The following is a 23764-nucleotide window of genomic DNA, read 5'->3' on the forward strand; positions in this document are numbered from 1 at the left end:
CGTACCGAACGACAAGGAGCTCACGAGGTGTTCGTACCCGCGCACTACGAGGGGGACGCGGCCGCTGCCCTGGCCGTCGTGCAGGCCAACCCCCTCGCCACCCTCACGACCAGCGCCGACCCGGTGCCGTACGCCACCCACCTGCCGATCGTGGTACCCGAGGACACCGAGAAGGCCCTCCGGGACGGTGCCCAGGACCTGCGGGGGCTCCGGCTCGTCGGCCATCTGAACCGCGCCAACCCGCACTGGTCCCGGCTGGCCTCGGGGCCGTCGGCCGGGCTGCTGATCTTCCGGGGCCCCAACGGATACATCTCTCCCGAGGTCTACGGCTACACACCGGCGGCGCCCACCTGGAACTTCGTGTCCGTGCACGTACGGGGCACGATCCGGCCGCTGGCGGCCGGCGAGGAGACCCTGGGCGTCATCCGCCGCACCGTGCGGGAGCTGGAAGGACGCTTCGGCCGCGGCTGGGACATGACGTCCTCACTCGGCTACTTCGACCGGATCGTCCCGGCCGTGGGCGCCTTCGAGGTGCACGTCGAGCAGGTGGACGGCATGTTCAAACTCAGCCAGGAGCAGTCCGAGCAGGCCAGGGAGAGGACGACGCGGCATTTCGCGGGCAGCCCGGACGGCACCCACCGCGAACTCGCCGCCTGGATGGAGCGGTGCCCCATGAGCCCGCTCCCGGACACCGAGGGACGGTAATGACGGAGAAGTCGTACGACGTACTGGTGATCGGCCTCGGCGGGGTCGGCAGCGCCGCCTGCCGGTCGCTCGCCGCGGCGGGCCACCGGGTCCTCGGCGTGGAGCGCTTCGGACGCGTCCACGACCTGGGTGCCAGCCACGGCGAGTCGCGCGGGGTCTGGCAGGCGTACTTCATGGGACCGGGCTACGTGCCGTTCCTGCGCCGCGCCTACGCCCTGTGGTCCGATCTGGAGGAGGAGAGCGGGGAGCACCTGTTCCACCGCACGGGCGGCCTGTGCCTCGGCCCTTCGGACGGCGAACTGGTCCCGGCCGCCCGGGCCAGCGCCGAGCAGACCGGGCTCACCCACGAGGTGCTGAGCGCCGACGAGGTGCACGCCCGCTACCCGCAGTTCACGCCCGACTCGGACGACGTGGCCGTCTTCGACCCGGACTCCGGCTTCGTGCAGCCGGAACAGACCGTGCGGGTGCAGCTGGAACTCGCGGAGAAGCACGGCGCCACCCTCCACTTCCACGAGCGGGTCCTGTCCGTCACGGAGGACGCGCGCGGAGCGGTCGTCCGCACCGACCGCGACACCTATCACGTCGGCCATGTCGTGGTCGGCGCGGGCTGCTGGGCGCCCGAACTGCTGCCCGAGTCCGTCCTGCCGGTCCAGGTACTGCGCAAGGTCATGCTGTGGTTCGAGCCCGAGGGGACCGCGGACGACTTCCTGCCGGGCCGCTTCCCGTACTGGATCTGGGAGGGCGACGGGATGATCGGCTACGGCCACCCGGGCGCCAACGGACTGCACGGCGGTGTGAAGGCGGGCGTCCACAGCGGCGGCACGCCGACCGACCCGGACCTCGTGGACCGCTACGTGGAGCAGCGGGAGGTGGCCGAGATCCAGGACTTCCTGCGCACCCGCATCCCGCGGCTGGGGGCCGGCCGGTACCGCAGGAGCGCGGTCTGCCTCTACGACAACACCCCCGACCAGGCGTTCGTGATCGGCCCGACCTCCGAGCACGGCCGGATCGTCGCCGCCGCCGGCACCTCGGGACACGCCTTCAAGTTCCTGCCCGCCATCGGCGAGGCCGTCGGCCAGCTGGTCACCGACGGACGGGCGAGCCAGGACCTGTCGCTGTTCGACCCGCGTCGCTTCCGTGACGCGCAGGCGGCGCCCGCCGCCGGCTGACCGGCGGCCCCACCACGTGCGGCGGGGACGGCACCCGAAAGGGGTGCCGTCCCCGCATCCGTTCCACGACGACGGTGGTGAAGCAGTGGGAGAGGGGCGGGCGGTGGCCGCCCCGGCGGAGGTCCGCCGGGTCAGCGCACCGCCCTGATGGCCGCGACGAAGTCGCCGAGGTCCGTCACCGACGGCTCCCCGGGGGTGTCGACGAAGCCGCGCACCAGCCGTACCACCGCTTCGTACGCCTCGGTGTGGTCGTACGAGGCGGCGTCCGCGACCTTCAGCGACCAGCGCCAGTAGCCCTTCATCGTGTCGGCGAGCGGCATCCGGAAGGTGGCGATGACGTCCTTGAGGCCGGGGACCGCCGCGGCTCCGTCCCTGGCCACGTACGCCCCCACCAGGTTGCTGTAGAAGGCGAAGTGGCGTGCCTCGTCCCGGGCCAGCCGGCCGAGGAGGTCCTTCAGGAACGGCTCGCTGACCGTCTCCCTGAAGCGCTGGTAGAACAGCTGCGTCGCCTTCTCCTGCACGAGGGTGTACGTGAAGGACTGCACGGGGTGCTCGTAGGGCAGCACGAACTCCTTGCGGCCCTCCTCGGCCAGGTCCCGCAGCAGCTGCTCACGGGTGGCCATCCCCGTCTCCACCTGGTACCTGGCCAGCGCCGAGGCGTGCCGCTCCTCGTCGCCCGCCCAGGCCACCAGGAACCGGAAGTACTCGCGGTTGAAACCGAACCGCTCCAGTTCCATCTCGGCGTCCGCCACGGGGAACGCGTCCAGGAACTGGGAGAGGTAGCCCGGGATGTGGTCCTCCACGAAGGTGATGAAGCGCACCGCCGAGCGGTCGGTCTCCGTGAGCGCCTCCGGACGCAACCCCTTCCAGTCCAGCTCGGCCAGGGTCCAGGACCGCTCTCCCGCCCGGGTCACCGCCTGGTCCACCAGCTCGTGCATCCGGTCGGGAGGCAGCAGGTCGTCGAGGACGGCCGGTCCGTCGGCCGTCCTCGTCGCGGGGGTCACGCCCGGACCTCCTTCGGGCCGAGCCTGCTCTTCGAGGCGGTGAGGGCGTAGTGCTTGGAGGTGTAGCCCCAGCCCGCGTTCGCGGTGCGCAGATAGCGCAGCAGGGGTTCGGACATCCCGGGCGCCACCTCCTCGATGCGCTCGCGGTTGGCCAGCGCGCGGGCCTCCCACTCCTCGATGGTGCGGTGGTAGTGCGCGGTCAGGTCGTCGAGAGCGGTGAGGCTGAAGCCCGCCGACTCGACGGCCTCCGCCAGGGTGGACAGCGGCACCATGTCGGCGAAGCCGAAGATCGTCTCGGTGACGTGCCGGGTGCCCGGCCGCTGGACGAACTCGCGGTACGTCTCGGTGTTGCGGAAGCAGCTCTCCGAGAGGTACAGCCGGCCCTGCCGGTTCAGCAGCTGGAACGTCTTGCGCAGGACCGCCACCCGGTCCGGCATGTGGATGATCGATCCGAGCATGGTCGCCGCGTCGTACCGGCCGTCCACCGCCACGTCGGAGAAGGAGCCGACACGGATGTCGACCAGCGGGGTCAGCCCGGCCTTGGCCGCCTTCTCCCGGATGTACTCGGCCTGCGGGGCGGACGGCGTGATGCCGGTGACCTCGCAGCCGTACTCCTGGGCCATGAACAGGGTCAGGCTGCCCCAGCCGCAGCCGATGTCCAGCAGGCACTCACCGCCGGTCAGGCCGAGGCGGTCGGCGACGAAGTGCAGCTTCGCCGTCTGGGCCTCCTCCAGGGTGTCCGTGGGGGAGCGGTAGAGGGCCGAGCTGTACTTGATCCGTTCGTCGAGGAAGGCCTGGAAGACCTCGGGCGGTAGCTCGTAGTGCTGGTTGGTCGACTGCCGGGCCTGCTCCGGGGCGAGCGCCAGATCGCCCTCGCGCCCGGAACGGATCGTGCCGTCCAGAATCGCCTCCGTCACCTCAGGCACCTTCCGCCAGCTGCGCGGTCACCAGATCGGCGAGCTCCTTGGGGGTACGCACCCGGAAGACGTCCTCGTCGTCGAACTCCACGTCGTAGATGCGCTCGACCTGCGCGACGACGCGCAGCAGGCGCACCGAGTCGGCTCCCGGAAGCTGCTTGAGAACGGTGTCCGGGGTGACCTGCTCGATGTCGAGGCCGAGCTCCTTGCCGGTCTGGGCGCGGATCTCGTCGAGGACCGCGGTGGCGTCGGGGCGGGGGGCGTTCTGCTGCTCGGTGGGCTGGGCCATGGTCATCTCATCCAATCGCGTGGTCGAAGTAGTGGGCGAGGCGTTCGCGGTCCGCGCCGACCAGGCCCATGTGCCCCTCGGCCTGGTCGGAACTGATCGGCTGGTAGGCGGAGTTCGCCATGGCGTGGACGGTGCCGTCGGGGGCGAGCACATCGGCCTCGGCGTGCACGACCCCGTTCCCCTCCCGGCTGATGCGGGCGGTCGCCCGGTACGGCGAGCGGGTCCTGAGGGGCCGCAGGAACTTGGTGCGCAGGGTGACGGAGAACGCCAGCATGCCGCGGTCCAGGGCGATGAGGTCGCCCATCAACTCGTCGACGAGGACGCTGACGATGCCGCCGTGCACCACGCCGGGGTAGGAGGCGTAGTCGTCGCTGAACGTGACGTCGGTGGAGAGCGCGCCGTCCTCGGTGCGGAACATCTTCAGCGCCAGCCCGATGCGGTTGCGCGGCGAGCACCCGAAGCACTGGAACCGCGGTTCGTCGATCCAGGGCAGCTCGACGGGCGAACCCGCGGTCACCGGGCCTGCCCCGGGGCCGGCAGCTCGGTGGGAAGGTCGGCCAGGGTGCGCCTGATGTCCCGGAGCCGGGTGATCGGACGGCCGGTCAGCTCGGTGAGCGTCTTGTAGAGCTGGGCGTGGATGCGTTCCCACTCCGTGCCGTCGTCGACCTCGGCGAAGTAGCGGAACACCTCGTCGATGGTGATGTGCCCCTCCAGCTCGGGCAGGTTCCCCTTGAACTTGCTGACGGGGTGGTTGTAGCGGCCCTCGGGGTCGGCCATGTAGACGTAGAAGGTCTCCAGCACCGACGCCAGCTCGTGCGGGCGGGTGGTGAGGCGACGGGCGGTGTAGTGGATGAACTCCCGGGCGTGGCGGGCCTCGTCCCCGCTGGCCCGCTTCATGATCTTCGCGATCACCGGCTCCTGCGTCACCCGGCTCACGCACTTGTACATGTGGTTGGTGGCGATCTCGGAGATGATGTTGGTCGCGAGGGTCGCCGAGGGCGTGACGCCCGGCGGGTAGGGCGCGCGCATGGCGTTGATCTGCTCGTACCCGACGTCCCTGCCCGCCAGCCGCAGCCACTTCTTGAACGCCAGGTGGTGCTGGAGCTCCTGGTACCCCCACAGGCAGACGAAGGCCGAGAAGTCGTAGTCGTCCTCGAACTCGTTGAAGAAGCCGTGCTGGGCGGCGATCGAGTTGGACTCGCCCATCACCGCGCCGATGGCGAAGGCGATGTACTCGGGGCGCACCAGATCGGGGCGGAACTCGTCCCAGGGGATGTCGCCCAGCTCCCAGGACGCCTTCTGGTAGATGGGGAAGACGTCATAGCTGTGGAGGGGTTCCGCGGACTCGTCGCGGGCGGTTTCGAGCTTGTGCGGCGTGGTCATCGCTCTTCCTTCGGTCCGGTTCGGTGGGTGTCGGTACGCGGCGCCGGCGCCGTGCCTCAGAGCTCCGCGAGCCGTTGCCGGGTCAGGGCCCGCTGCCACTTGCCGCTGGTCGTACGGGTGATCCAGCGGGGTTTGACGAGGTGTACGCGTACGTCGGAGAAGTCCATCTCGCTCTCCACCCGGGCCCGGATCTCGCCGGCCAGCTCGTCGCCGGCCGCGCTCCTCGGGTCGGCCTCGACCACGACGCGCAGGACCTCGCGGCCGCCCTCCTCGACATCGGAGAAGGCCACGCAGCGCTTGCGGTAGACGCCGGGGGCCTCACGGGCGACCGCCTCGACGTCCTCGGGGAAGAAGTTCTGGCCGCGGACGATGATCATGTCCTTGACGCGGCCGGTGACATAGAGGTGGCCGTCCTGCTCGAACCCGACGTCGCCGGTGCGGAACCACCGTCCGTCGAAGGAGGCGGCGGTGGCCTCCGGGTTGCGGTAGTAGCCGGTGGTCACGGCCGGTCCGGCGATCTGGATCTCACCCAGCTGCCCCGCCTCGCTCGGCCTGCCCTCGTCGGTGATGAGCCGCACCTCGATGCCGTGGACCGGATGGCCGACGGACACGACCGCCTTGGACCCCGGTGCCCCCGCTTCGACGGGAGTGATCCGTCCGGTCGCCGCCAGCGCGTTCCGGTCGACCGACAGCACCCGTACGGGGCTGCCCGGCCGCGGGAAGGTGATGCCGAGGGTCGCCTCGGCCATCCCGTACACCGGGTACATCACGGTGTCCCGCAGGCCCGCCGGCTTCAGCAGCTCGGTGAACCGCGCGGTGGTCTCGGCACTGACCGGCTCGGCCCCGTTGAACGCCAGGCGCCAGGCCGACAGGTCCAGGCCGGCGATCAGCTCGGGCGACGCGGCGTCCAGGATCTGGTCGTACGAGAAGTTGGGGCCGGTGATGACGCTGCCGCGGTGTTCGGCGAAGTAGGCCAGCAGCTCGGCCGGCCGGCGCAGGAAGGCGGTCGGGCTGAACACGTGCACGTCCGCCCCGTTGAGCAGGTGGGAGAACAGCCCGACCAGGCCCATGTCGTGGAAGGTCGGTACCCACTGCATGAACACGTCGTCCGGGCTGAACTCGCCGGAGACCGCGCAGGCGTGGAGCCCGGCCGCCATCCCGGACTGGGTGATCTGGACCCCCTTGGGCGCGCTGGTGCTGCCCGAGGTGAACTGCACGACGGCCAGGGCGTCGGGGTCGACGGCGGGCAGCGCGAGCGCGCTGCCGGACTTGGCGGCATGGGGGTCGATGATGACGAGACCGGGCACGAGCTCCAGCAGGAGCTTGCCCAGGTCCGAGAAGGCGCTCCCCAGGACGAGGTGGCGGGTGCCCGCCGACTCGATGATCCTGGCGAGCCGGCGGGCGGTGCCCTTCTCGTCACCGAATCCGGCGGGCAGCGGCAGGACGCTGCACGCCGCGCCCGCCCGCTGGACACCGAAGAAGACGTTGAGGAAGTTCGCGTCGGTCGGCATGAGCAGCCCGACGACGCAGCCGGGGCCGACGCCGTACTCCATCAGCGCGAGCGCGCTGCGCAGCGACTCCTCCTCCAGTTCCTTCGCGGTCAGTCTTTCCTGCGTGCCGGGGAAGACCGACACGGCGTCCGGTGAGGTCCGCACATGGGACATCAGGCACTCGGTCAGGGTCTCGCCGGAGAGCAGAGCGGGTCGCACAGCGGTCCTCTCGTCGGTCCTGTCAGGGAAGGAGATCGAGGCGCAGTTCACTCAGGCCGCGGAAATTGACGTGCGGGCGCCAGACCAGGTCCTCACCGGTGAGCGAGATGTCGCTGTACCGGTTCACCAGCTCGGAGAACACCAGCTGGCCCTCCATCCGCCCGAGCATCGCGCCGATGCAGTAGTGCGGCCCGCCGCCGAACGCCAGCGGTTTGATGTCCGGCCGGTCCAGGCGCAGCCGGTCGGCCTCCTCGTAACGGCGCGCGTCGCGGTTGGCGGCGCCCAGCAGCAGCATCAGCTTGGCGCCGGCCGGGATCGTCTTGCCGCCGACATCGATGTCGTCCGTGGCGATCCTCGCCACCAGCTGCACCGGCGCGTCGAAGCGGACGAACTCGTCGATGCCCTCGTCGAGCAGTCCCGGGTTCTCCCGCAGGGCCCGCAGCTGGTCGGGGTGGCGCAGCAGCGCGAGCATGCCGTTGCCGATGAGGTTCACGGTCGTCTCGTGACCGGCGTTGAACAGCAGCAGGACGTTGGCGATGATCTCGTCGTCCGACAGCTTCTCGCCGTCGACCTCGGCGGCCAGCAGCCGGGAGAGGATGTCGTCCTGGGGGTCCTTGCGCCGCAGGGCGAGGTGCTCGGCGATGTACGCCCGGAACTCGACGAGGGCGGTGTTCATCGCCTGCTGCGTCTGCTCGCTCAGCGCGGGGTCGACGACGTGTCCGATCGCCTCGGTCCACTGCCGGCACTGGTCGCGGTCCTCGACGGGCAGCCCCACCAGGCCGCAGATCACGGTCACCGGGACGGGGAGCGCCAGAGCGCTGATCAGGTCGATGTCCTTGCCGGACCCCATGTCGTCCAGGATCTTGTGCAGGATCTCGACGATACGGGGACGCATCCGCAGGATGGCCCGCGCGCTGAAGACCGGGTTGACCAGGCCGCGGATCCGGCGGTGGGCGGAACCGTCCAGCATGAGCATCCACTTGCGGGTGTCGCTGACGACGGGGCTCTCCCAGCCGCCCCGGTGCTCGGCCCACTTGGCGTCGCGATGGAATTCACTGGTGAGCCGGGGGTCGCGGAGCAGGGCCGCCGTCTCCTCGTAGCCCGATACGACCCAATACCCGAAGGGGGTCAGATAAACGGGATCTGTTTCCTGCAATCGCTTGTAGAACGGATAGGGATCTTTCCGTAATTCGGGATTGCGAGGGTCGTAGAGAAGCTCCTGCTTCACTGAGTCCATGGTTGATCAGCCTTTCAGTGAGCCTCATCCGAAACAATAGGACCTAGGTCCCAGGTGGCTCCCGGGGCCGGTGCTCCGAGCGGATTTCAGAACGCGTCCTCGGGAAGTTCCATCAGCGTGTCGTCGACGTGCCCGGCGATTTCGCGCTGGGCGGTGAGCAGGGGCAGCACGGTGTCGGCGAAGAAGGCCGCGGCCGCGATCTTGCCCCGGTAGAAGGCCACGTCCCCGCCCCGTGCGGTCGCGAGCCGGTGCCGGGCCACCGCCGCCCCGCGCAGCAGCAGGTAGCCCACCACCACGTCACCGCAGGCCAGCAGCAGCCGGGTGGCGTTCAGGCCGACCCGGTAGACGGCCTTCGGCGCCCGCTCGGAGGCGGCGGCGTCGGCGAGCATGACACCGGCCATCGCCTCCAGGTCCGAGGCGGCCCTGGCGAGCCGTCCGTGCGCCGCGGCCGGCCCGTCGCCGTCGCCGTCGCCGTCGCCGTCGGGAGCGTCGGCCAGGAACGTCCGGATCTCCCGCAGAAGGGCGGTCAGCGCCCGGCCCCGGTCGCGGACGATCTTCCGGAAGAAGAAGTCCTGCGCCTGGATGGCCGTGGTGCCCTCGTAGAGGGTGTCGATCTTCGCGTCCCGGATGTACTGCTCGATCGGGTACTCCTGGAGGTACCCGGAGCCCCCGAGGATCTGGAGCGACTGGGCGAGCTGCTCGTAGGACTTCTCGGAGCCGTAACCCTTGAGGACGGGCAGCAGCAGGTCGTTCAGCCCGCGGGCCGCCTCGGCGTCCTCGCCGGCGGCCTCCTCGACCCGGATCCCGTCCTGGATCGTGGCGACGTACAGCACCAGGGCGCGCAACCCTTCGGCGTAGGCCTTCTGGGTCATCAGGGAGCGGCGCACATCGGGGTGGTGGGTGATGGTGACGCGCGGGGCGTCGCGCTCCGCGGCCCGCGCGAGGTCGCCGCCCTGGACCCGGCTCCTGGCGTAGTCCAGGGCGTTGAGGTATCCGGTGGAGAGGGCGGCGATGGCCTTGGTGCCGACCATCATCCGGGCGAACTCGATCACCTGGAACATCTGCCGGATGCCGTCGTGCCGGTCGCCCATCAGCCAGCCCTTCGCCGGCTGCCCGGCGCCGAAGGCCAGCTCGACGGTCGTGGAGGCCTTCAGGCCCATCTTGCGGTCGAGGCGGGTGGCGTGGACGCCGTTGCGCCCCAGCAGGTCACCGGTGTCCGGGTCGAAGTCGTACTTGGGCACGATGAACAGGGACAGGCCCTTGGTGCCGGGCCCCGCGCCCTGGGGGCGGGCCAGCACGAAATGCACGATGTTCTCGGCCAGATCGTGTTCGCCGTTGGTGATGAAGCGCTTGACGCCCTCGATGTGCCATGTCCCGTCGGGCTGGGGCAGGGCCCTGGTCCGGGCGGCGCCGACGTCGGAGCCGGCGTCCGGCTCGGTCAGCACCATCGTGGCCCCCCAGAGCCGGTCGACCATCCGCCGGGCGATCTCCCGCTGCCGTGCCGTACCGAGCCGCTGGATCACCGAGGCGAAGAAGGGGCCGCTGGAGTACATCCACAGGGCCGGGTTGGCGCCGAGCACCAGCTCCGCCATCGCCCAGTACAACGAGGGCGGGCAGTCGGTTCCCCCGAGCTCCCGCGGCAGCCCCAGACGCCACCAGCCCCCGTCCATGAACCGGGTGAAGGCCGTGCGCAGCGGCTCGGGCACCGACACGGTGGCGGTCCGGGGGTCGAAGACGGGAGGGTCCCGGTCGGCGAGCACCGCGGAGTCCGCGAGCTCCTCGACCGCCAGCCGCTCGACCTGGCGCAGGACGTCCCGGCCGGTGGCGCCGTCCAGGTCGGCGAAGGCCCCGGAGCCGTAGACCGCGTCACGGCCCAGCACCTCGAACAGGTTGAACTCAAGATCCCGTAGGTTCGATCGGTAATGGCTCATGGGAACTCCGTCGTCCGGCATGGCACGGGACCGTTCCGGGCGGGCCGGCGGGCCGGCGGGCCGTCCGGGGCAGGAGGGTCAGGGGGAGGCGGTCTCGCTCTGCGGGAGGGCCGCCACGACCGGGTGGTCCTGGGCGAGCGGATCCGTACCGCTGGCCCCGCCGGGCGAGCCGAGGGACAGGAAGACCTCCCGGTCCACCGGGCCGTAGAGCGCGGAGCCGTCGGGGAGGTCGTCCTCGAAGAAGATCGCCTCGACCGGGCAGACCGGTTCGCAGGCACCGCAGTCCACGCATTCGTCGGGCTGGATGTAGAGCTTGCGCGGACCCTCGTAGATGCAGTCCACAGGGCATTCGTCCAGGCACGCCTTGTCCTTGACGTCCACGCACGGCTGGGCGATGACGTAGGTCATGCGGGTCTCCCACATCAGGGCTACGGAAGGATGGTCGGGGCGTCACGGGAGTCGTGACGAGAGGGGGGCGGCGGCCGCGAGGGCCGCGGCGCGGGGCACCGGATCCGCCAGGCATCGCACGATCCGGTGCGGCGGGAGACGGTGGCGCACGGTCCGCCCGCCCGCCGGCGCGCAGACCACCGTCACCATGGCCGGGGTGGACTCGCACCACAGCCTCATCCGGGGGAGCAGGCCGCCGTCCGGGCGCACCCACAGGCCGCCGTCCGCGTCCCGCGTCACGCGGTAGTCCCGCAGGCGTACGGAGGTCCTGCGGTACGCCTTGACGGCCGCTTCCTTGCAGCTGATCAGCGTGGTCGCCCGGAGTCCGGGACGCCCGTGGGGGACGAGGGCGTCCTCGCCCGGCGCCGCGACGCGCCGCAGGAGGACGTCGTTGGCCGCGTCGACCGGCTCCGCGTCCACACCGAGGCCGGCCCGGCCCGGTGCGACCGCGCAGACCGCGACGGGCCCGGTGTGCGAGAGCGAGACGGACAGGGGGAGGCGGGCGCTCCCCGCCCGGATCCGGGGTGCCCCGTCGGAAGCGGGGAGCACCTGTACGGCGTCGAGGCGGCCGAGCAGGCGCACCGCCGCCTTCGCCGTCAGCCGGGCGCGGACCCACTCCTGCCGCCGGCCGGTGTCCGGCAGGGCGGCGGCGAGGGCCCGTTCGTCGTCCCCGAGCAATTCCTCCGGGGCGCGGTACTCCTGCCAGTCACAGGTGAGGACGAGAATCCGCGCCGCCTGCTCGCGGGGGCTCAACGGATTTCCCGTCGGGCGAGTGCGGAAAAGTGGGGCGGGCCCACCGGCACGGGGTTCATGGTCGATCACGTTCGCACCCCTGCTTTTCCCGCAGCAATAGGACCTAGGTCCCAGACATCAATGATCTTCACGCCGCCGTGGCGGTACGCCCCACAGGGGGCGACAACTGCGGTTACCCGTAGGCCGATTGGCGACCACGGCAGTTGACGGGGGCTATGCGCGGGCATAGCATCACCTGCGGCTGAAGTCGGCTCATGCGTTACGGAGAAGGAAGTGAATCGCCTCCGGAGGCGATGTGCGACACCGCCTTCCGCGCATTCCCCGACAGTGTTCACCCATGCGCGGGAAGGGCTGGTGATTCCAGGCGGAAGACCGCCCCCATAAAAAGGATCACTTCGACGCCGCGCCCCACGCGGACGCACAACGTGCCGATCTCCTCCTTTCCGCTTCTCACTTCGAGTGAATGGCGCGACCCCCCTCGGCAGAACACTCTTCGCGCCTGCGACCCACCACCGATGGGCCGGGCACGGGAAAAGAAGTGGAGGACATTCGAGTGGCCGCCCCCTCTCCGCTGTTCGAACGCTCGTATCCGGCCTGCCTGACGCGCCGTGAACTCGACATCCTGTCGCTCGTCTCGGAGGGGCTGACCAATCGCAGGATCGCCCGCGGCCTCGGCATCTCCGAGAAGACGGTCAAGAACCACCTGAGTGCGATCTATGCCAAGATCGGCGCCGCCGACCGGACGCAGGCGGCCCTCTACGCTCTGGGAAGCGGGCCGGGCGCCGGCCGGGCGGAGCACCCCGCAGGCCCCGTACCGGCGGACGCCGTACCGGCGGACCCCGCGCCGGCGGCCGGCGCGCAGGGGCATCGCGACCGGCAGCGGGCATCCGGGCTGACCTCCCGGGAGACGGACGTCCTGGACCTCATCACCCAGGGGCTGACCAACCGCAGGATCGCCCGCAGTCTCGGCATCTCCGAGAAGACGGTCAAGAACCACCTCAGTGCGATCTACACCAAGATCGGCGCCGCCGACCGGACGCAGGCGGCCCTCTACGCCGTGCGGCGGGGGCTGCGCCCACCGGCCCGCGGCATGGAGGCGCGCCTCGCCGTCTAGGCCGGGTCCGGAAAGTCTCGCCTCGACCGCGGCCCCGCACGCCGAGGTGTATGGGTCACGAGCGTTGTTGACAGTGCCGGGCCCTCGCGCGGTCCGTCGGCTGCTGCCATCGGCCGGCGGGCCCTCGCGAAGCCGTACGCCGGGGCCGCGCGGTTCCGGTCGCGGGAGGCGGGGTCCGCACGGCTCCCGCCGCCGGACGCCCCGGCCCGGTCGCCGTCGCCGCTCACCGGCCGTCGCCGGTGCCGTCAGCGGCCTCGCACCCGTGGCCGTTCCGCCGGCCGGGGCGCGTCGCCGGTCAGGGAGACCCGTCCGAACGCCTCCGCCACCTGGAGCAGCCAGGCCAGTTCACCGGCCAGGTTCGCGTCCCGGTGGGGCGGGACCGGCAGCGGGGCGCCCTCCTGGGGCGGCGCGCCGTACTGTTTGCGCCGTATGCCCAGCGCCAAGGTGCACGCCTCCCGTACCGCCTCCTCGTCCAGATGGCCGAACTCGCCGAGCCCCGACGTCCGCCGGACCGCTTCGACGCAGCCGGCGTCGGCATAGGGGCGCAGTGCGCGCTGCCCGTCCCTGATCTCGATGATCATGCGGTAGAGGCGGGTCTCCAGGTCACCCGCCCACAGCGGTGGCCGGGGCGACCGCGGCTCGAACAGCGCGACGCCGGGCACCGCCTGGCACAGGGCGAACCACAGCCGGTACAGCTTGCGGAACGACCGGTAGCGCCGTACCCGTACGCCGATGCCGCGCCCCCACCCGGGCAGCGTGTACCCGCAGACCAGCACGATGGAGCCCACGTTCGCCATGAGCGGGCTCCAGAGGATCGCCGCCGAGTCCAGTGCCGTCGTCCCGCACCACCGGCCGATCAGGCCGACGACCTTGCCGAGGATGAACCCGATGACGAAAACCGACCCCAGGGCGGTCATGCGCAGGGACTGCTCCAGCAGCGGGCGCCCCATCGCGCGCGACGAAGGCCAGGTCCGCCGTGCCGTGTTGGCCAGGTTGAGCCCGTAGGTCGCCAGGAACACCACCATGTAGGCGACGGCGCCGCCGTCGTTCGCGAAGTGGACCTCGAAGTCCAGCGGGTGCGAACCGGGGAGGGGGCCCAGGAGGAAGAGCGGGGGCAGCGCGGCCATCGGCACGGCGTACAGCAACCCCACGCGCCGGGCCCGGCGTCTGGCCTCGTCGGAGTGGTTGAACCAGCCCACCAGCATCACGTGCGAGGACATGGCGCCGAAGACGATGAATTCGGCGGCGATGAGCGTGGCGACGTTCGGCATGCCGGTGAGCCGGCCGATACCCGCGTACATCACCGGTGCGAGGCACACGTATGCCAGACCGTTGCACAGGCGGGCCGAGCAGAGTGCCCGGAGGGAAAGATTCTGCGGATCGCCTCTCAGGTCGCGGCGCTTGTAGGCGAAAGCCGCGAGGCTGATGGCGCCGCAGAAGAGGTGGAGAATGCTGAAGAACCAGAGTAATGAATCAGACAAGTCGAACCCTCGCCGCCATGCCGCAAGCACGGGCGAACCGGGCGGAAGCTCCGCCTCCACCCAGAGCGCGTCTTTCGCCCACCACTGCCCCTCTCACAGGCCCATCGCGCATGCGTTTTTCCATCATGGGGCCAAGCGGCCCCGTCGGGTAGAGGGGGTAATAGAGGCGGGCGGTGCCGGGGAAATCATGAAGCCCCGAATCTCCATAGCGGGTCGAATTGGAGCAGTTCCCGGTATGGATAAGCTTCGTTCACGTGCAGTACCATCCGGGGTGGTGGCGCTCGCGGATCCGCCCACCGTCCATGACGGTGCGTCAGTCACGCTGCCCGGCAGCCGGTTGTCCGTCCATGCCCGCCGGCCCCACCGCAGTCGTGATCAGAGACGTCAGGGGAGCTGGTCAGATGGGTCATGACACGCCCCGTGTGCTGGCCGAGCGGTTGAACCATCTGTTCGCCACGGTTCATCCTCGCGGCCGGGGACCGTACAGCAACGAGGAGACGGCGCGGGCCATCTGCGCCCAGGGCGGCAACATCTCCAAGCAGTACATCGCATATCTGCGCAAGGGCGAGCGTGACAATCCCCGGATGCACCATCTCGAAGCGCTCGCCCGGTTCTTCGGTGTGAGCATCGCCTATTTCTTCGATGACGAGACCGCCGACCGCACCGACGCGAAGCTGGAGGAACTGGCCGCCTGGCGGGACGCCGGACTGACGCGCGCGGAGCTCACCAGGTTCGAGGACGCGGGGGTCACCCGGGTCGCCATGCGCGCGGTCGGACTGTCCCAGAAGGGTCTCGACTTCGCGGAGGTGCTCCTCGACCAGCTGCGGGAGATGGAAGGGCTGCCGCCCAACTCCTCCGACGCGCCGCCCGGCGCCGGCCAGCCGTCAGGCCCCGATGTCCCCGAGGCGCGCGGCTGACCGGCAGCGGGCGGAGCCGGGCCGGATCAGCGCCGGATCAGCCCTTCGGCGTCCCCGCGCAGCACCGTCTCGCCGTCCTGGTTGCGGATCTCGATGGCGAACTCCACGCCCAGGCCGGGCTTGATCTCACGCAGGGCGGCCACGGTGACCTCCGCGGTGATCGTGTCGCCGCCCCAGACCGGCTTGAGGAACTCCCACCCCATCGTGCGGGCGATGAAGTGCAGGTCGCCGCCGATCTTGGTCGCCAGCGAGGCGGTGAGCAGGCCGTGGGCCATCACCTGCCCCTGCCCCGGCAGGTGGTGGCGTCCCTTGTCCCCCACCAGGGCGGCGAAGGCCGCGATGTCCTCCTCCGTGATGACGCGCTGCGCCCGCAGCACCTGGCCGACCGTCAGATCGGCGTGGCCGGCGGCCGCCTCGGCCGCGGTGTCCGCCGCCCGCTCGTCCTGCCGGACCGTCTCGCCGCTCATCGCCGGGGCTCCTTCACTGCCTGGGCGCCGACGGCGGAGCCCGTCCTCTGCGGCTTGTCGCGTACGAGGCAGCTGCTCTTGCCCACCGCGCACAGGCGCCCCTCGGAGTCCACCGCCCGGCAGCTGGCCAGGCCGCGGTTCCGGCCGAGGTGGACCACCTCGGCGTCGACGGTGATCAGCCCTGACGCCTCGCTCACCGGCCGCAGGAAGTCGACGTTCAGGTCGAGGGTGACGATGTCCTTGTCCGGGGTGATCGAGGCCAGGATGGAGCAGCCCAGCGCGGAGTCGATCACCGTCGACAGGATGCCGCCGGCGAGAAAGCCCAGATGATTGGTGAAGAAATTCTTGACCGGCATGGTGAACTGCACGGCGCCCGGTTCCGCTTTTGTCACCTCAATACCCAGAACCTGTGCGACGGGCGGTGGGACGATCTCACCGCTCACCAGCCCCTGGAGATACGAGAGGCCGGATTCATCTGCCCTGGTGGCGAAAATCGGCCCCTGCTCCCGCCACTCGAACGTGGCGACATGGGTGCGGGGGGCACTCTCCTGTGACACTTTCGCTCCTCCATACGTGGGGGCAGGGCCGTCGAGGATCAGTCCTACCTCATCGCCGAGTTCACCGCAACGGGCCGCCACAGGGCCTGACTTGGGATTCCGGAGATTTTCCGCTACGGCGTTCGGGAAGAGCCTCGCGGCCTTGTGGAGCGGAGTCGGACGAATTGCTGAATTCGTTTCGAGAAGTCCTCGTGGGTGCGCAATTATCCGTCCTGCCCCTCGATCGGCGCGGCGGTACCAGGCGGGCGGTCGCCCGGACGGTGTCGGACATCGGCCCGTACTCCAGGGTTCCGACCTCGTCCCGCAGGAGCCACAGCACCCAGCGCCGGCCGGTCGGCGCCTGCGCGGTGAGCGCGACGGCCCCCCGCAGGCCGGCCCGCCGCGCGAGTCGTCGCACCAGCAGCCGGCCGAGCCCCCTGCGCTGCCAGACGTCCTCCACCAGCACCCCGAGCTCCACCGTCCCCGGCAGGACGGGATGGGTGCTCCCCAGGGCGACCGGGTGCGAACGATCGCCGGCCGGAGTGACGAGCAGGGCGTCGACACCCGGGGCCGGGCGGGTGACGGCGTCGAGATGGCCCGGCGGAAACGCGGGCGAAGAGCTGAGGAAGCGGTGGTAGCGCGTGGCCGGGGCGCATCTTCCGTACATACGGCACAGCTCCGGCGAGTCGGCCGGTACGGGGGTGCGTACGGCGAATTCCTGATGGGGATGTGCACGGCCCACGCCCGCCATCCTCCCCGCCACGTCGCTGTGGCGCGTGAGAAGCAGCTTTGAGAACGGCTCCATTGCAGCACAGCGGTTGATCAACGACACCGGTGCCGCCATGGGACCTTCGTCCTATTGCCGGTCCGGCCCGGCCGGGCGGCGTACTCCGCTTCTCCTTCGGAGAGCGGGCCGAAAGGCCCCGCGATCCGGCCCCTGGAATCCGGACCGCGGAATGTCCCGACGCGGTCCGTGTGCCGTCCGCCCGCACGGCCGCACCGGCCCCGCGCGCGGCGAGCACCCGGCCCGCACCGCGCCCCGCATCGCGCCCCGCTCACGGCAGGGCGCCCTCCCGCCGCGCCGCGACCACCGCCTCCAGCCGGGAGTGCGCGCCCAGCTTCCGCATCGCCGAGCGCAGATAGCCCTTCACCGTCTCGGGCCGCAGCCCCAGCCGCTCCGCCGCCACGGCGTTCGACGCGCCCCCCGCCACCGCCGCCAGGACGTCCACCTCGCGCGGCGCCAGACACACCAGGGCCGGCCGCCCCGGGTCCTGGGCGGCCGGGGCCGCCGCCGCCGCGATCCGCCCGCACACCGCCAGCAGCTCCTCGCGCAGCGCCGGGTCGGCGGTCCGGGACGCCAGCGTCCGCAGCTCGCCGTGGGCCGCGCGGACCGCCTCCCACGGGCCGGGCCCGGCCGGCGCGGGGACGGCCGGGCCCGCGGCCAGCAGCCGCCGTGCCTCCTCCCGCACCACCAGCGCCTGCTCGACGTCCCGCGCGGCCGCCACCGCCGCGTCGAGCACCCGCTCGCCGAGCGGCAGCGGCGCCCGCAGCGCGCCGTACAGCACACCGCGTACCTTCCGGCGGACCACCACCGGCACGGCGATCACCGATCGCAGTCCCTCGGCCGCCACCGCGCCGTCGTACTCGTGGCTGATGTGGCGGGAGGAGGGGTAGTCGACCACCGAGCAGGGCCGGGACAGCGCGATGGACTTGCCGCCGAGCCCGTGTCCGGTGCTGATCGCCAGTCCGCGCAGGGCGTGCGTGTGCGTCCCGCTCAGCTCCCCGATGCGCATCCGCCGCGGATCGTCCAGCAGCCCCCCGAAGGCGGCGTGCAGTCCGGTCGCGCGGCGCAGCCGCAGCAGGGCGGCTCGTATCTCCACTGCTTCGATGGTGTCCGGCACGTGCGCTGCTCCTTCACCCCCGTCCGGGGGTAGTGAGACCTGGGTCACTGATTACACGATGTCGGTGACGGGTCCCGCAACGAGGAGGACACATGTCGGAAAGCGGCGCGACGGAGGAGTTCCGGGCGGCCCGGGACTTCTTGCTGAAGCACCGGGACGACTACGAGGCGGCCTGCCAGGGCTTCACGTGGCCCCGGCCGGCCCGCTTCAACTGGGCGCTGGACTGGTTCGACGTCATCGCGGCGGGCAACGGCCGGACCGCCCTGCACATCGTGGAGGAGGACGGCGGCGAGACCCGGCTGACGTTCGCCGAGATGTCCGAGCGGTCGAACAGGGTGGCGAACTGGCTGCGTGCGCAGGGTGTCCGCGCGGGGGACCGTCTCATCGTGATGCTCGGCAACCAGGCCGAACTGTGGGAGACGGCCCTCGCCGCCATGAAGCTGCGCGCCGTCGTCATCCCGGCGACCCCGCTCCTCGGCCCGGCCGACCTGCGGGACCGGGTCGAGCGTGGCGCGGCCCGCCACGTGCTCGTCCGCGCCGACCACACCGCCAAGTTCGACGACGTCCCCGGGGACTGCACCCGGATCGCGGTCGGGGGCGGCGCCTCGGGGTGGCTGCGGTACGAGGACGCCTACGACGCGCCGGGCGCCTTCACACCCGACGGGGTCACGCACGCGGACGACACACTGATGCTGTACTTCACCTCGGGAACCACCGCCCGGCCCAAACTCGTCGAGCACACCCACGTCTCCTACCCCGTGGGTCATCTGTCGACGATGTACTGGATCGGTCTCAAGCCGGGCGACGTCCATCTGAACATCTCCTCACCCGGCTGGGCCAAGCACGCCTGGTCCAACCTCTTCGCCCCCTGGAACGCCGAGGCGACCGTCTTCATCCACAACTACGTCCGCTTCGACGCGCGACGCCTGATGGCGGAGATGGACCGCAACGGCGTCACCAGCTTCTGCGCCCCGCCGACCGTGTGGCGGATGCTCATCCAGTCGGACCTGAGCGTGCTGCGCACACCGCCGAGGGAGGTCGTCGCGGCCGGTGAGCCGCTGAACCCCGAGGTCATCGAGACCGTGCGGCGCGAGTGGGGAGTGACCATCCGGGACGGCTTCGGCCAGACCGAGACCGCCGTCCAGGTCTCCAACAGTCCCGGGCAGCTGCTGAAGGCCGGTTCCATGGGCCGGCCGAGCCCCGGGTTCGCGGTGGAGCTGCTGGATCCGGTGACCGGGGAGCCGGGCGCGGCGGAGGGCGAGATCGCCCTCGACCTGTCGGCCGCCCCGGTCGGTCTGATGGCCGGCTACCACGGAGACCCGGACCGCACGGCCGAGGCGATGGCGGGCGGCCACTACCGCACCGGAGACATCGGCTCGCGCGACGCCGACGGCTACATCACCTACATCGGGCGGGCCGACGACGTGTTCAAGGCCAGCGACTACAAGATCAGCCCCTTCGAGCTGGAGAGCGCGCTCCTGGAGCACGAGGCGGTCGCCGAGGCCGCGGTCGTCCCGGCGCCGGATCCCGTACGGCTCGCGGTGCCGAAGGCGTACATCGTGCTCGCCGAGGGCTGGGAACCCGGCCCGGAGACGGCCAAGGCCCTGTTCGCGCACTCGCGCGCCGTCCTCGCCCCGTACCAGCGGATCCGGCGACTGGAGTTCGCCGCACTGCCGAAGACGGTCTCCGGGAAGATCCGCCGGATCGAACTGCGCGAGCGGACCGCGGCGGGGTCCGCGGCCGAATACGACGAGGGGGACCTGCGATGAGCCTGTCCTACACGCACGGCACGGGCACCACGGCCCTGCTCGGCGACACGATCGGCGCGAACCTGGCGCGCACGGTCGCGCGGTACCCCGACCAGGAGGCTCTGGTCGACGTGGCGCAAGGCACCCGCTGGACGTACGCCGAGTTCGACGCGGCCGTGGACCGGCTGGCCCGCGGGCTGATGGGCACCGGTGTCGGCAAGGGCGACCGGGTCGGGATCTGGGCGGTCAACTGCTCGCAGTGGGTGCTGGTGCAGTACGCCACCGCCCGCGTCGGCGCGATCCTGGTCAACATCAACCCCGCGTACCGGGTCCACGAACTGGAGTACGTCCTGCGGCAGGCCGCTGTGTCGGTGCTGTTCGCCTCGCGGCGCCACAGGACGAGCGACTACCGGGCGATGGTGGAGCAGGCCCGCCCCAACTGCCCGGTGCTGCGAGCCGTCCACTACATCGACTGCATCGACGGCGGCGACCACCCCGACGACGGGTCCTGGGGCGTCCTGCTGGACGCGGCGGGCCGTGTCACCGATGAGGAGCTCGCCGCCCGGGAGGCCCGGCTGTCGTGTGACGACCCGGTCAACCTCCAGTACACCTCCGGCACGACCGGCTTCCCCAAAGGGGCCACCCTCACCCACCACAACATCCTCAACAACGGGTTCTTCGTGGGGGAGCTGCTCGGCTACACCGAGCGGGACCGGATCTGCCTGCCCGTCCCCTTCTACCACTGCTTCGGCATGGTGATGGGAAACCTGGCCGCCACCTCGCACGGTGCCTGCATGGTCATCCCGGCGCCGTCCTTCGACCCCGCCGCCACACTGGAGGCGGTCGAGAAGGAACGATGCACCTCGTTGTACGGCGTCCCGACGATGTTCATCGCCGAACTGAACCTGCCGGACTTCGCCGCCCACGACCTGTCCACCCTGCGCACCGGCATCATGGCCGGCTCCCCCTGCCCGGTGGAGGTGATGAAGCGGGTCGTCACGGAGATGCACATGGCGGAGGTGTCGATCTGCTACGGGATGACGGAGACCTCCCCGGTCTCCACGCAGACCCGGCGCGACGACGACCTGGAGCGCCGTACCGGCACGGTCGGCCGGGTGATGCCGCACGTCGAGGTCAAGGTGGTCGACCCGGCGACCGGGGTGACCGTGCCGCGCGGCGAGGCGGGAGAGCTGTGCACCCGGGGCTACGGCGTGATGCTCGGCTACTGGGACGAGCCCGCGAAGACGGCGGAGGCGATCGACACGGGCCGCTGGATGCACACCGGTGACCTCGCGGTCATCCGCGAGGACGGCTACGTCCAGATCGTCGGCCGCATCAAGGACATGATCATCAGGGGCGGTGAGAACGTGTACCCGCGCGAGATCGAGGAGTTCCTCTACGCCCACCCGAAGATCGCCGACGTTCAGGTGGTCGGCCTGCCCGACCCGCGGTACGGCGAGGAGATCCTCGCCTGCGTGATCCCCCGCGACCCGGCCGACCCCCCGACGCTGGAGGAGATCACCGCGTTCTGCGACGACCGGCTGGCGCACTACAAGATCCCGCGCCGGGTGGAGATCCTGGACGCCTTCCCCATGACGGTCAGCGGCAAGGTGCGGAAGGTGGAACTGCGCGGCAGGTACGGCCGCTAGGTCGTGCCCGGAAGGCGTCGGCGTCCGCCATCGCCGACGCCGGCCTGCCGCCTTCCGGCGCGGCAGGCCGGCGTGGAGGACCGCCGGCTCCCCCTGCTGAGCCGCTCCCCGGATCAAGCACCGCCCGGCGAAGGGCCGCCCGTCATCAGCAGTTGTAGTAGGCGGTGTCCCTCACGTAGGCGTTCCAGATCCAGCCCTTGTTGGTCCACTCCCAGAGGTTGCCGGTGCTGGCGTTGTAGTAGGTGCAGTACAGGTCGATCGAGCTGTTCACCGACAGGTACCCCGTGGTGCGGCACGCCCCGGCCGGCCCGATGTGCACCGCCGCCCGGTCCTTGATGACGGATGAGGTGACGATGATCGGGCCGCGCCCACCCGAGACGGACGGGCACGAGGCCAGTGTCGCCGCCTCGGCGGCGAGTGCGGCCTGAGTGGGTACGGCCCGAGTGGGTGCGGCCTGAGTGGTGGCGGCCGGTGCGGGGGCGGCCTGTGCGGGGGCGGCGACACCCCCGAGTACGGCCGTCACGGCCAGGGCTGCACCCGCGAGTGTCTGGCGAATCGGCATCTGTGACTCCTTCGTCCCACCGATCGGATGCGGACGCCCCGGAAAGCCGGCGGGGACATCCGCGCTGGTGAAGATCGCGCACCCGGTCTCTTCGGCCGTTCCGTCGTCCCGGTGACCTGACCATCGGGACGGCGCCACCGCCGCGGGGAGCGAACCCTCGGGCACCACGCTGCCCGGCCCGCCTTGAGGAAATCTGGAGAGAGCCTTGAACCGGCCGGTCAGGGGCTGTTGCGAAGCCACGGACCGGAAGCCCTGGGCGAGGCAAAGGGGGGGAGCCGAGGGTGCGCCCCGGGCGGTCACCGGCCGGCGCAACGCCGGCCTGACGCCTGACGGCAGTACGGCCGGACCGCCGGCCGGACGTGCCGGTCAGCGACCGAGGTCGCGGCGCATGCACACGCGCGGCCAGCGGTCCAGGCCATGGGCCGCTTCGGCCCGGACGATCGCGCGCAGTCCCTCGGTGTGTTCCGCCTCGGTGAGCGGCCGGAATCCGATCCGGGCGTAGTACGGGGCGTTCCACGGCACGTCCCTGAACGTCGTCAGCGTCAGGGCCTCGACGCCCCGCGCCGTGGCCAGGGTGGCGAGGTGGTCGATCAGGGCGCGTCCCACGCCCCGCCGGGCGGCAGCCGGACGCACCGACACCTGCTCGATGTGGGTGGCACCGTCCACGTCATCGGCGAGCAGATAGGCCAGGGGGAGGCCGTCGGGTCCCGTCGCGGTCCAGGCGCGGCCGGCGCGCCTGTACCGCTCCAGTTGCTCCAGGGCCGGCGGCTCGTCGTCGGCGATCGCGGCCATGCCGAGCTCCCGGAAGGGTTCGCCCGCCGCGCGCTCGATGTCCTGGAGCAGCGGGAGGTCGGCGGGGATGACCGGTCGGATGCGCATACGGGGAGTATGGCCGAGCCGTCCCGGCCATGGGCCGGCGGCCGTGGCCTCGGGCGGGCCGGCTGTGGTCGCTTCCGGGACCGCGGCGCAATCACACGCCCCGTGCGACGAGTTCGTCGGCCGGGCCGTTGACGGGCTGCGGGGTGCCGGTGAGGTCCATGACGAACAGGGGCACGAGCAGGCCGTCGGCGCGGGCGCGGGCCTTCTCCTCGTATCCGGCGAGTGTGAAGAAGACGCTCGTCGACGACGCGGCGAGGCCGTTGAGCCACAGGCATTCGACGGCGCGCAGGGAGGCGGGCCGGGTCGTCGGGTCGACCTGGGCGACCAGCCCCGGTCCGCGCAGATCGATCCCGGACGGGCTGTGCTCCTCGGGCTGCACCACGTCCCGGAAGCCCAGCCAGCGCAGATAGAGCGCGGCGGCGGTGACGGCGTCCCGGGCGGTCCGGATGGTGACCGGCCGGAACGAGGGGCGGGGCGCCGCGGTGGCGGGGGGTGGCGGGATGTGGGCGGGAGCCCGGACCGTGGAGACACCGGTCGTGGAGGCGGTGGTCCCGCCCGAGGGTGCCGGCCCGCCGGACGGCTGCGGGGCCGCGGCCACCGGCCGTACCGGTATCCGCAGTACCACCCCGCAGGGGCAGCCGAGTTCCGGCTGCGGCCACTGGTCCTGCCGCCCGCAGCCGGCACAGCGCACCGTGACCCACTCGTCGCTCCAGGTGCGGTGGGTGATCGGCACGGCGGGAGCGCCCCTGACCAGGGGAGGGGCCACCGGCGCGCCGCAGGCGCACGGATAGACGGGCGACGCGTAGACATGCGCCCTACGGCAGGCCGGGCAGCGTACCGGCACGTTCTCTCCCACGACGGCCCCCTTCGATCCGTGACCCATCGTCCACCAACGCCGAGCACTTGGGGAGGCACTTCGGCCATCCAGGGTTCGGCCAACTCTTGACGACATCCGGGACGCATTCT

24 protein-coding genes are annotated in these 23764 nt (G+C 71.3%); 6 read left to right on the forward strand and 18 right to left on the reverse strand.

Features of this window, described 5'->3' with window-relative positions:
• The first annotated feature begins 27 nt into the window (after positions 1–27).
• Entirely contained in the window at positions 28–705 is a 678-nt protein-coding gene (locus PUR26_RS15260; RefSeq protein ID WP_329872902.1) for an FMN-binding negative transcriptional regulator, read from the forward strand.
• A complete protein-coding gene (gene solA / locus PUR26_RS15265; RefSeq protein WP_329872903.1) occupies positions 705–1874 on the forward strand; it encodes an N-methyl-L-tryptophan oxidase in 1170 nt (389 codons plus the stop codon). Before PUR26_RS15260 ends, solA begins: the two co-directional genes overlap by 1 nt.
• Positions 1875–2005: 131 nt before the next feature.
• Here solA and PUR26_RS15270 read toward each other — a convergent pair whose 3' ends face one another.
• From PUR26_RS15270 to PUR26_RS15315, 10 genes are all read right to left on the reverse strand, one after another.
• Positions 2006–2878, reverse strand: coding sequence for an acyl-ACP desaturase (locus PUR26_RS15270; protein WP_329872904.1), 873 nt, complete (start codon positions 2876–2878; stop codon positions 2006–2008).
• Complete coding sequence (locus PUR26_RS15275) at positions 2875–3795, reverse strand: SAM-dependent methyltransferase (RefSeq protein ID WP_329872905.1); 921 nt, start codon at positions 3793–3795, stop codon at positions 2875–2877. Before PUR26_RS15275 ends, PUR26_RS15270 begins: the two co-directional genes overlap by 4 nt.
• A gap of 1 nt (position 3796) precedes the next feature.
• Positions 3797–4084 carry an acyl carrier protein gene (locus tag PUR26_RS15280; protein WP_329872906.1) on the reverse strand — a complete coding sequence of 96 codons (288 nt, stop codon included), beginning with the start codon at positions 4082–4084 and terminating at the stop codon, positions 3797–3799.
• Positions 4085–4091: 7 nt separating this feature from the next.
• A complete protein-coding gene (locus PUR26_RS15285; RefSeq protein WP_329872907.1) occupies positions 4092–4601 on the reverse strand; it encodes a PaaI family thioesterase in 510 nt (169 codons plus the stop codon).
• Positions 4598–5467, reverse strand: coding sequence for a ferritin-like domain-containing protein (locus PUR26_RS15290; protein ID WP_329872908.1), 870 nt, complete (start codon positions 5465–5467; stop codon positions 4598–4600). Before PUR26_RS15290 ends, PUR26_RS15285 begins: the two co-directional genes overlap by 4 nt.
• Before the next feature lie 56 nt (positions 5468–5523).
• Positions 5524–7176 (reverse strand): AMP-binding protein, encoded by a 1653-nt coding sequence (locus PUR26_RS15295; protein ID WP_329872909.1) that lies wholly within the window; start codon positions 7174–7176, stop codon positions 5524–5526.
• 22 nt (positions 7177–7198) lie between these two features.
• Entirely contained in the window at positions 7199–8413 is a 1215-nt protein-coding gene (locus PUR26_RS15300) for a cytochrome P450 (protein WP_329872910.1), read from the reverse strand.
• Between the two features lie 86 nt (positions 8414–8499).
• Positions 8500–10344 (reverse strand): acyl-CoA dehydrogenase, encoded by a 1845-nt coding sequence (locus tag PUR26_RS15305; RefSeq protein WP_329872911.1) that lies wholly within the window; start codon positions 10342–10344, stop codon positions 8500–8502.
• A gap of 78 nt (positions 10345–10422) precedes the next feature.
• Complete coding sequence (gene fdxA / locus PUR26_RS15310; RefSeq protein ID WP_329872912.1) at positions 10423–10752, reverse strand: ferredoxin; 330 nt, start codon at positions 10750–10752, stop codon at positions 10423–10425.
• A 42-nt stretch (positions 10753–10794) separates the two neighbouring features.
• Positions 10795–11544: a 4'-phosphopantetheinyl transferase family protein gene (locus PUR26_RS15315; RefSeq protein ID WP_329872913.1), complete on the reverse strand. Its 750-nt coding sequence runs from the start codon at positions 11542–11544 to the stop codon at positions 10795–10797.
• 553 nt (positions 11545–12097) lie between these two features.
• Here PUR26_RS15315 and PUR26_RS15320 point away from each other — a divergent pair.
• The gene (locus PUR26_RS15320) at positions 12098–12658 is read left to right on the forward strand and encodes a response regulator transcription factor (RefSeq protein ID WP_329872914.1); all 561 of its coding nucleotides are present in this window, start codon (positions 12098–12100) and stop codon (positions 12656–12658) included.
• Positions 12659–12903: 245 nt separating this feature from the next.
• Here the strand turns inward: PUR26_RS15320 and PUR26_RS15325 are convergent, their stop codons facing one another.
• Positions 12904–14139: an MAB_1171c family putative transporter gene (locus PUR26_RS15325; protein ID WP_329872915.1), complete on the reverse strand. Its 1236-nt coding sequence runs from the start codon at positions 14137–14139 to the stop codon at positions 12904–12906.
• 401 nt (positions 14140–14540) lie between these two features.
• Here PUR26_RS15325 and PUR26_RS15330 point away from each other — a divergent pair, with 401 nt between their 5' ends.
• On the forward strand, positions 14541–15056 hold the full coding sequence (locus tag PUR26_RS15330) for a helix-turn-helix domain-containing protein (protein ID WP_329872916.1): 516 nt from the start codon (positions 14541–14543) through the stop codon (positions 15054–15056).
• A 26-nt stretch (positions 15057–15082) separates the two neighbouring features.
• Here PUR26_RS15330 and PUR26_RS15335 read toward each other — a convergent pair whose 3' ends face one another.
• The 4 genes from PUR26_RS15335 to PUR26_RS15350 all read right to left on the reverse strand — a co-directional run bounded on the left by PUR26_RS15335 (position 15083) and on the right by PUR26_RS15350 (position 17960).
• Positions 15083–15523 carry a hypothetical protein gene (locus PUR26_RS15335; protein ID WP_329872917.1) on the reverse strand — a complete coding sequence of 147 codons (441 nt, stop codon included), beginning with the start codon at positions 15521–15523 and terminating at the stop codon, positions 15083–15085.
• Positions 15520–16080, reverse strand: coding sequence for a PaaI family thioesterase (locus PUR26_RS15340; RefSeq protein ID WP_329872918.1), 561 nt, complete (start codon positions 16078–16080; stop codon positions 15520–15522). The genes PUR26_RS15335 and PUR26_RS15340 overlap by 4 nt, the downstream gene beginning before the upstream one ends.
• Before the next feature lie 61 nt (positions 16081–16141).
• Positions 16142–16801 (reverse strand): hypothetical protein, encoded by a 660-nt coding sequence (locus tag PUR26_RS15345; RefSeq protein WP_329872919.1) that lies wholly within the window; start codon positions 16799–16801, stop codon positions 16142–16144.
• A gap of 313 nt (positions 16802–17114) precedes the next feature.
• Positions 17115–17960, reverse strand: coding sequence for a helix-turn-helix transcriptional regulator (locus tag PUR26_RS15350; RefSeq protein ID WP_329872920.1), 846 nt, complete (start codon positions 17958–17960; stop codon positions 17115–17117).
• Positions 17961–18052: 92 nt separating this feature from the next.
• Between PUR26_RS15350 and PUR26_RS15355 the strand changes: the two genes are divergently transcribed.
• Entirely contained in the window at positions 18053–19729 is a 1677-nt protein-coding gene (locus tag PUR26_RS15355; RefSeq protein ID WP_329872921.1) for an AMP-binding protein, read from the forward strand.
• Positions 19726–21357 carry an AMP-binding protein gene (locus tag PUR26_RS15360; RefSeq protein WP_329872922.1) on the forward strand — a complete coding sequence of 544 codons (1632 nt, stop codon included), beginning with the start codon at positions 19726–19728 and terminating at the stop codon, positions 21355–21357. The genes PUR26_RS15355 and PUR26_RS15360 overlap by 4 nt, the downstream gene beginning before the upstream one ends.
• A gap of 145 nt (positions 21358–21502) precedes the next feature.
• Here the strand turns inward: PUR26_RS15360 and PUR26_RS15365 are convergent, their stop codons facing one another.
• The 3 genes from PUR26_RS15365 to PUR26_RS15375 form a co-directional block, all read right to left on the reverse strand.
• A complete protein-coding gene (locus PUR26_RS15365; protein ID WP_329872923.1) occupies positions 21503–21919 on the reverse strand; it encodes a hypothetical protein in 417 nt (138 codons plus the stop codon).
• Between the two features lie 366 nt (positions 21920–22285).
• A complete protein-coding gene (locus tag PUR26_RS15370; protein ID WP_329872924.1) occupies positions 22286–22798 on the reverse strand; it encodes a GNAT family N-acetyltransferase in 513 nt (170 codons plus the stop codon).
• Between the two features lie 91 nt (positions 22799–22889).
• Positions 22890–23681, reverse strand: a complete 792-nt coding sequence (locus tag PUR26_RS15375) for a hypothetical protein (protein ID WP_329872925.1) — start codon at positions 23679–23681, stop codon at positions 22890–22892.
• Positions 23682–23764 lie beyond the last annotated feature (83 nt).

The sequence above is a fragment of the Streptomyces sp. SP18CS02 genome (genome assembly GCF_036322365.1).
Classification (GTDB): domain Bacteria; phylum Actinomycetota; class Actinomycetes; order Streptomycetales; family Streptomycetaceae; genus Streptomyces.

What these genes read in the sequence shown, in the direction of transcription:
- solA (WP_329872903.1), top strand. Translation starts at nt 705, where the DNA reads ATGACGGAGAAGTCGTACGACGTACTGGTGATCGGCCTCGGCGGGGTC.
- PUR26_RS15280 (WP_329872906.1), bottom strand. Translation starts at nt 4,084, where the DNA reads ATGGCCCAGCCCACCGAGCAGCAGAACGCCCCCCGCCCCGACGCCACC.
- PUR26_RS15290 (WP_329872908.1), bottom strand. Translation starts at nt 5,467, where the DNA reads ATGACCACGCCGCACAAGCTCGAAACCGCCCGCGACGAGTCCGCGGAA.
- PUR26_RS15300 (WP_329872910.1), bottom strand. Translation starts at nt 8,413, where the DNA reads ATGGACTCAGTGAAGCAGGAGCTTCTCTACGACCCTCGCAATCCCGAA.
- PUR26_RS15305 (WP_329872911.1), bottom strand. Translation starts at nt 10,344, where the DNA reads ATGAGCCATTACCGATCGAACCTACGGGATCTTGAGTTCAACCTGTTC.
- fdxA (WP_329872912.1), bottom strand. Translation starts at nt 10,752, where the DNA reads ATGACCTACGTCATCGCCCAGCCGTGCGTGGACGTCAAGGACAAGGCG.
- PUR26_RS15330 (WP_329872916.1), top strand. Translation starts at nt 14,541, where the DNA reads ATGGGTCATGACACGCCCCGTGTGCTGGCCGAGCGGTTGAACCATCTG.
- PUR26_RS15335 (WP_329872917.1), bottom strand. Translation starts at nt 15,523, where the DNA reads ATGAGCGGCGAGACGGTCCGGCAGGACGAGCGGGCGGCGGACACCGCG.
- PUR26_RS15355 (WP_329872921.1), top strand. Translation starts at nt 18,053, where the DNA reads ATGTCGGAAAGCGGCGCGACGGAGGAGTTCCGGGCGGCCCGGGACTTC.
- PUR26_RS15360 (WP_329872922.1), top strand. Translation starts at nt 19,726, where the DNA reads ATGAGCCTGTCCTACACGCACGGCACGGGCACCACGGCCCTGCTCGGC.
- PUR26_RS15365 (WP_329872923.1), bottom strand. Translation starts at nt 21,919, where the DNA reads ATGCCGATTCGCCAGACACTCGCGGGTGCAGCCCTGGCCGTGACGGCC.
- PUR26_RS15370 (WP_329872924.1), bottom strand. Translation starts at nt 22,798, where the DNA reads ATGCGCATCCGACCGGTCATCCCCGCCGACCTCCCGCTGCTCCAGGAC.
- PUR26_RS15375 (WP_329872925.1), bottom strand. Translation starts at nt 23,681, where the DNA reads ATGGGTCACGGATCGAAGGGGGCCGTCGTGGGAGAGAACGTGCCGGTA.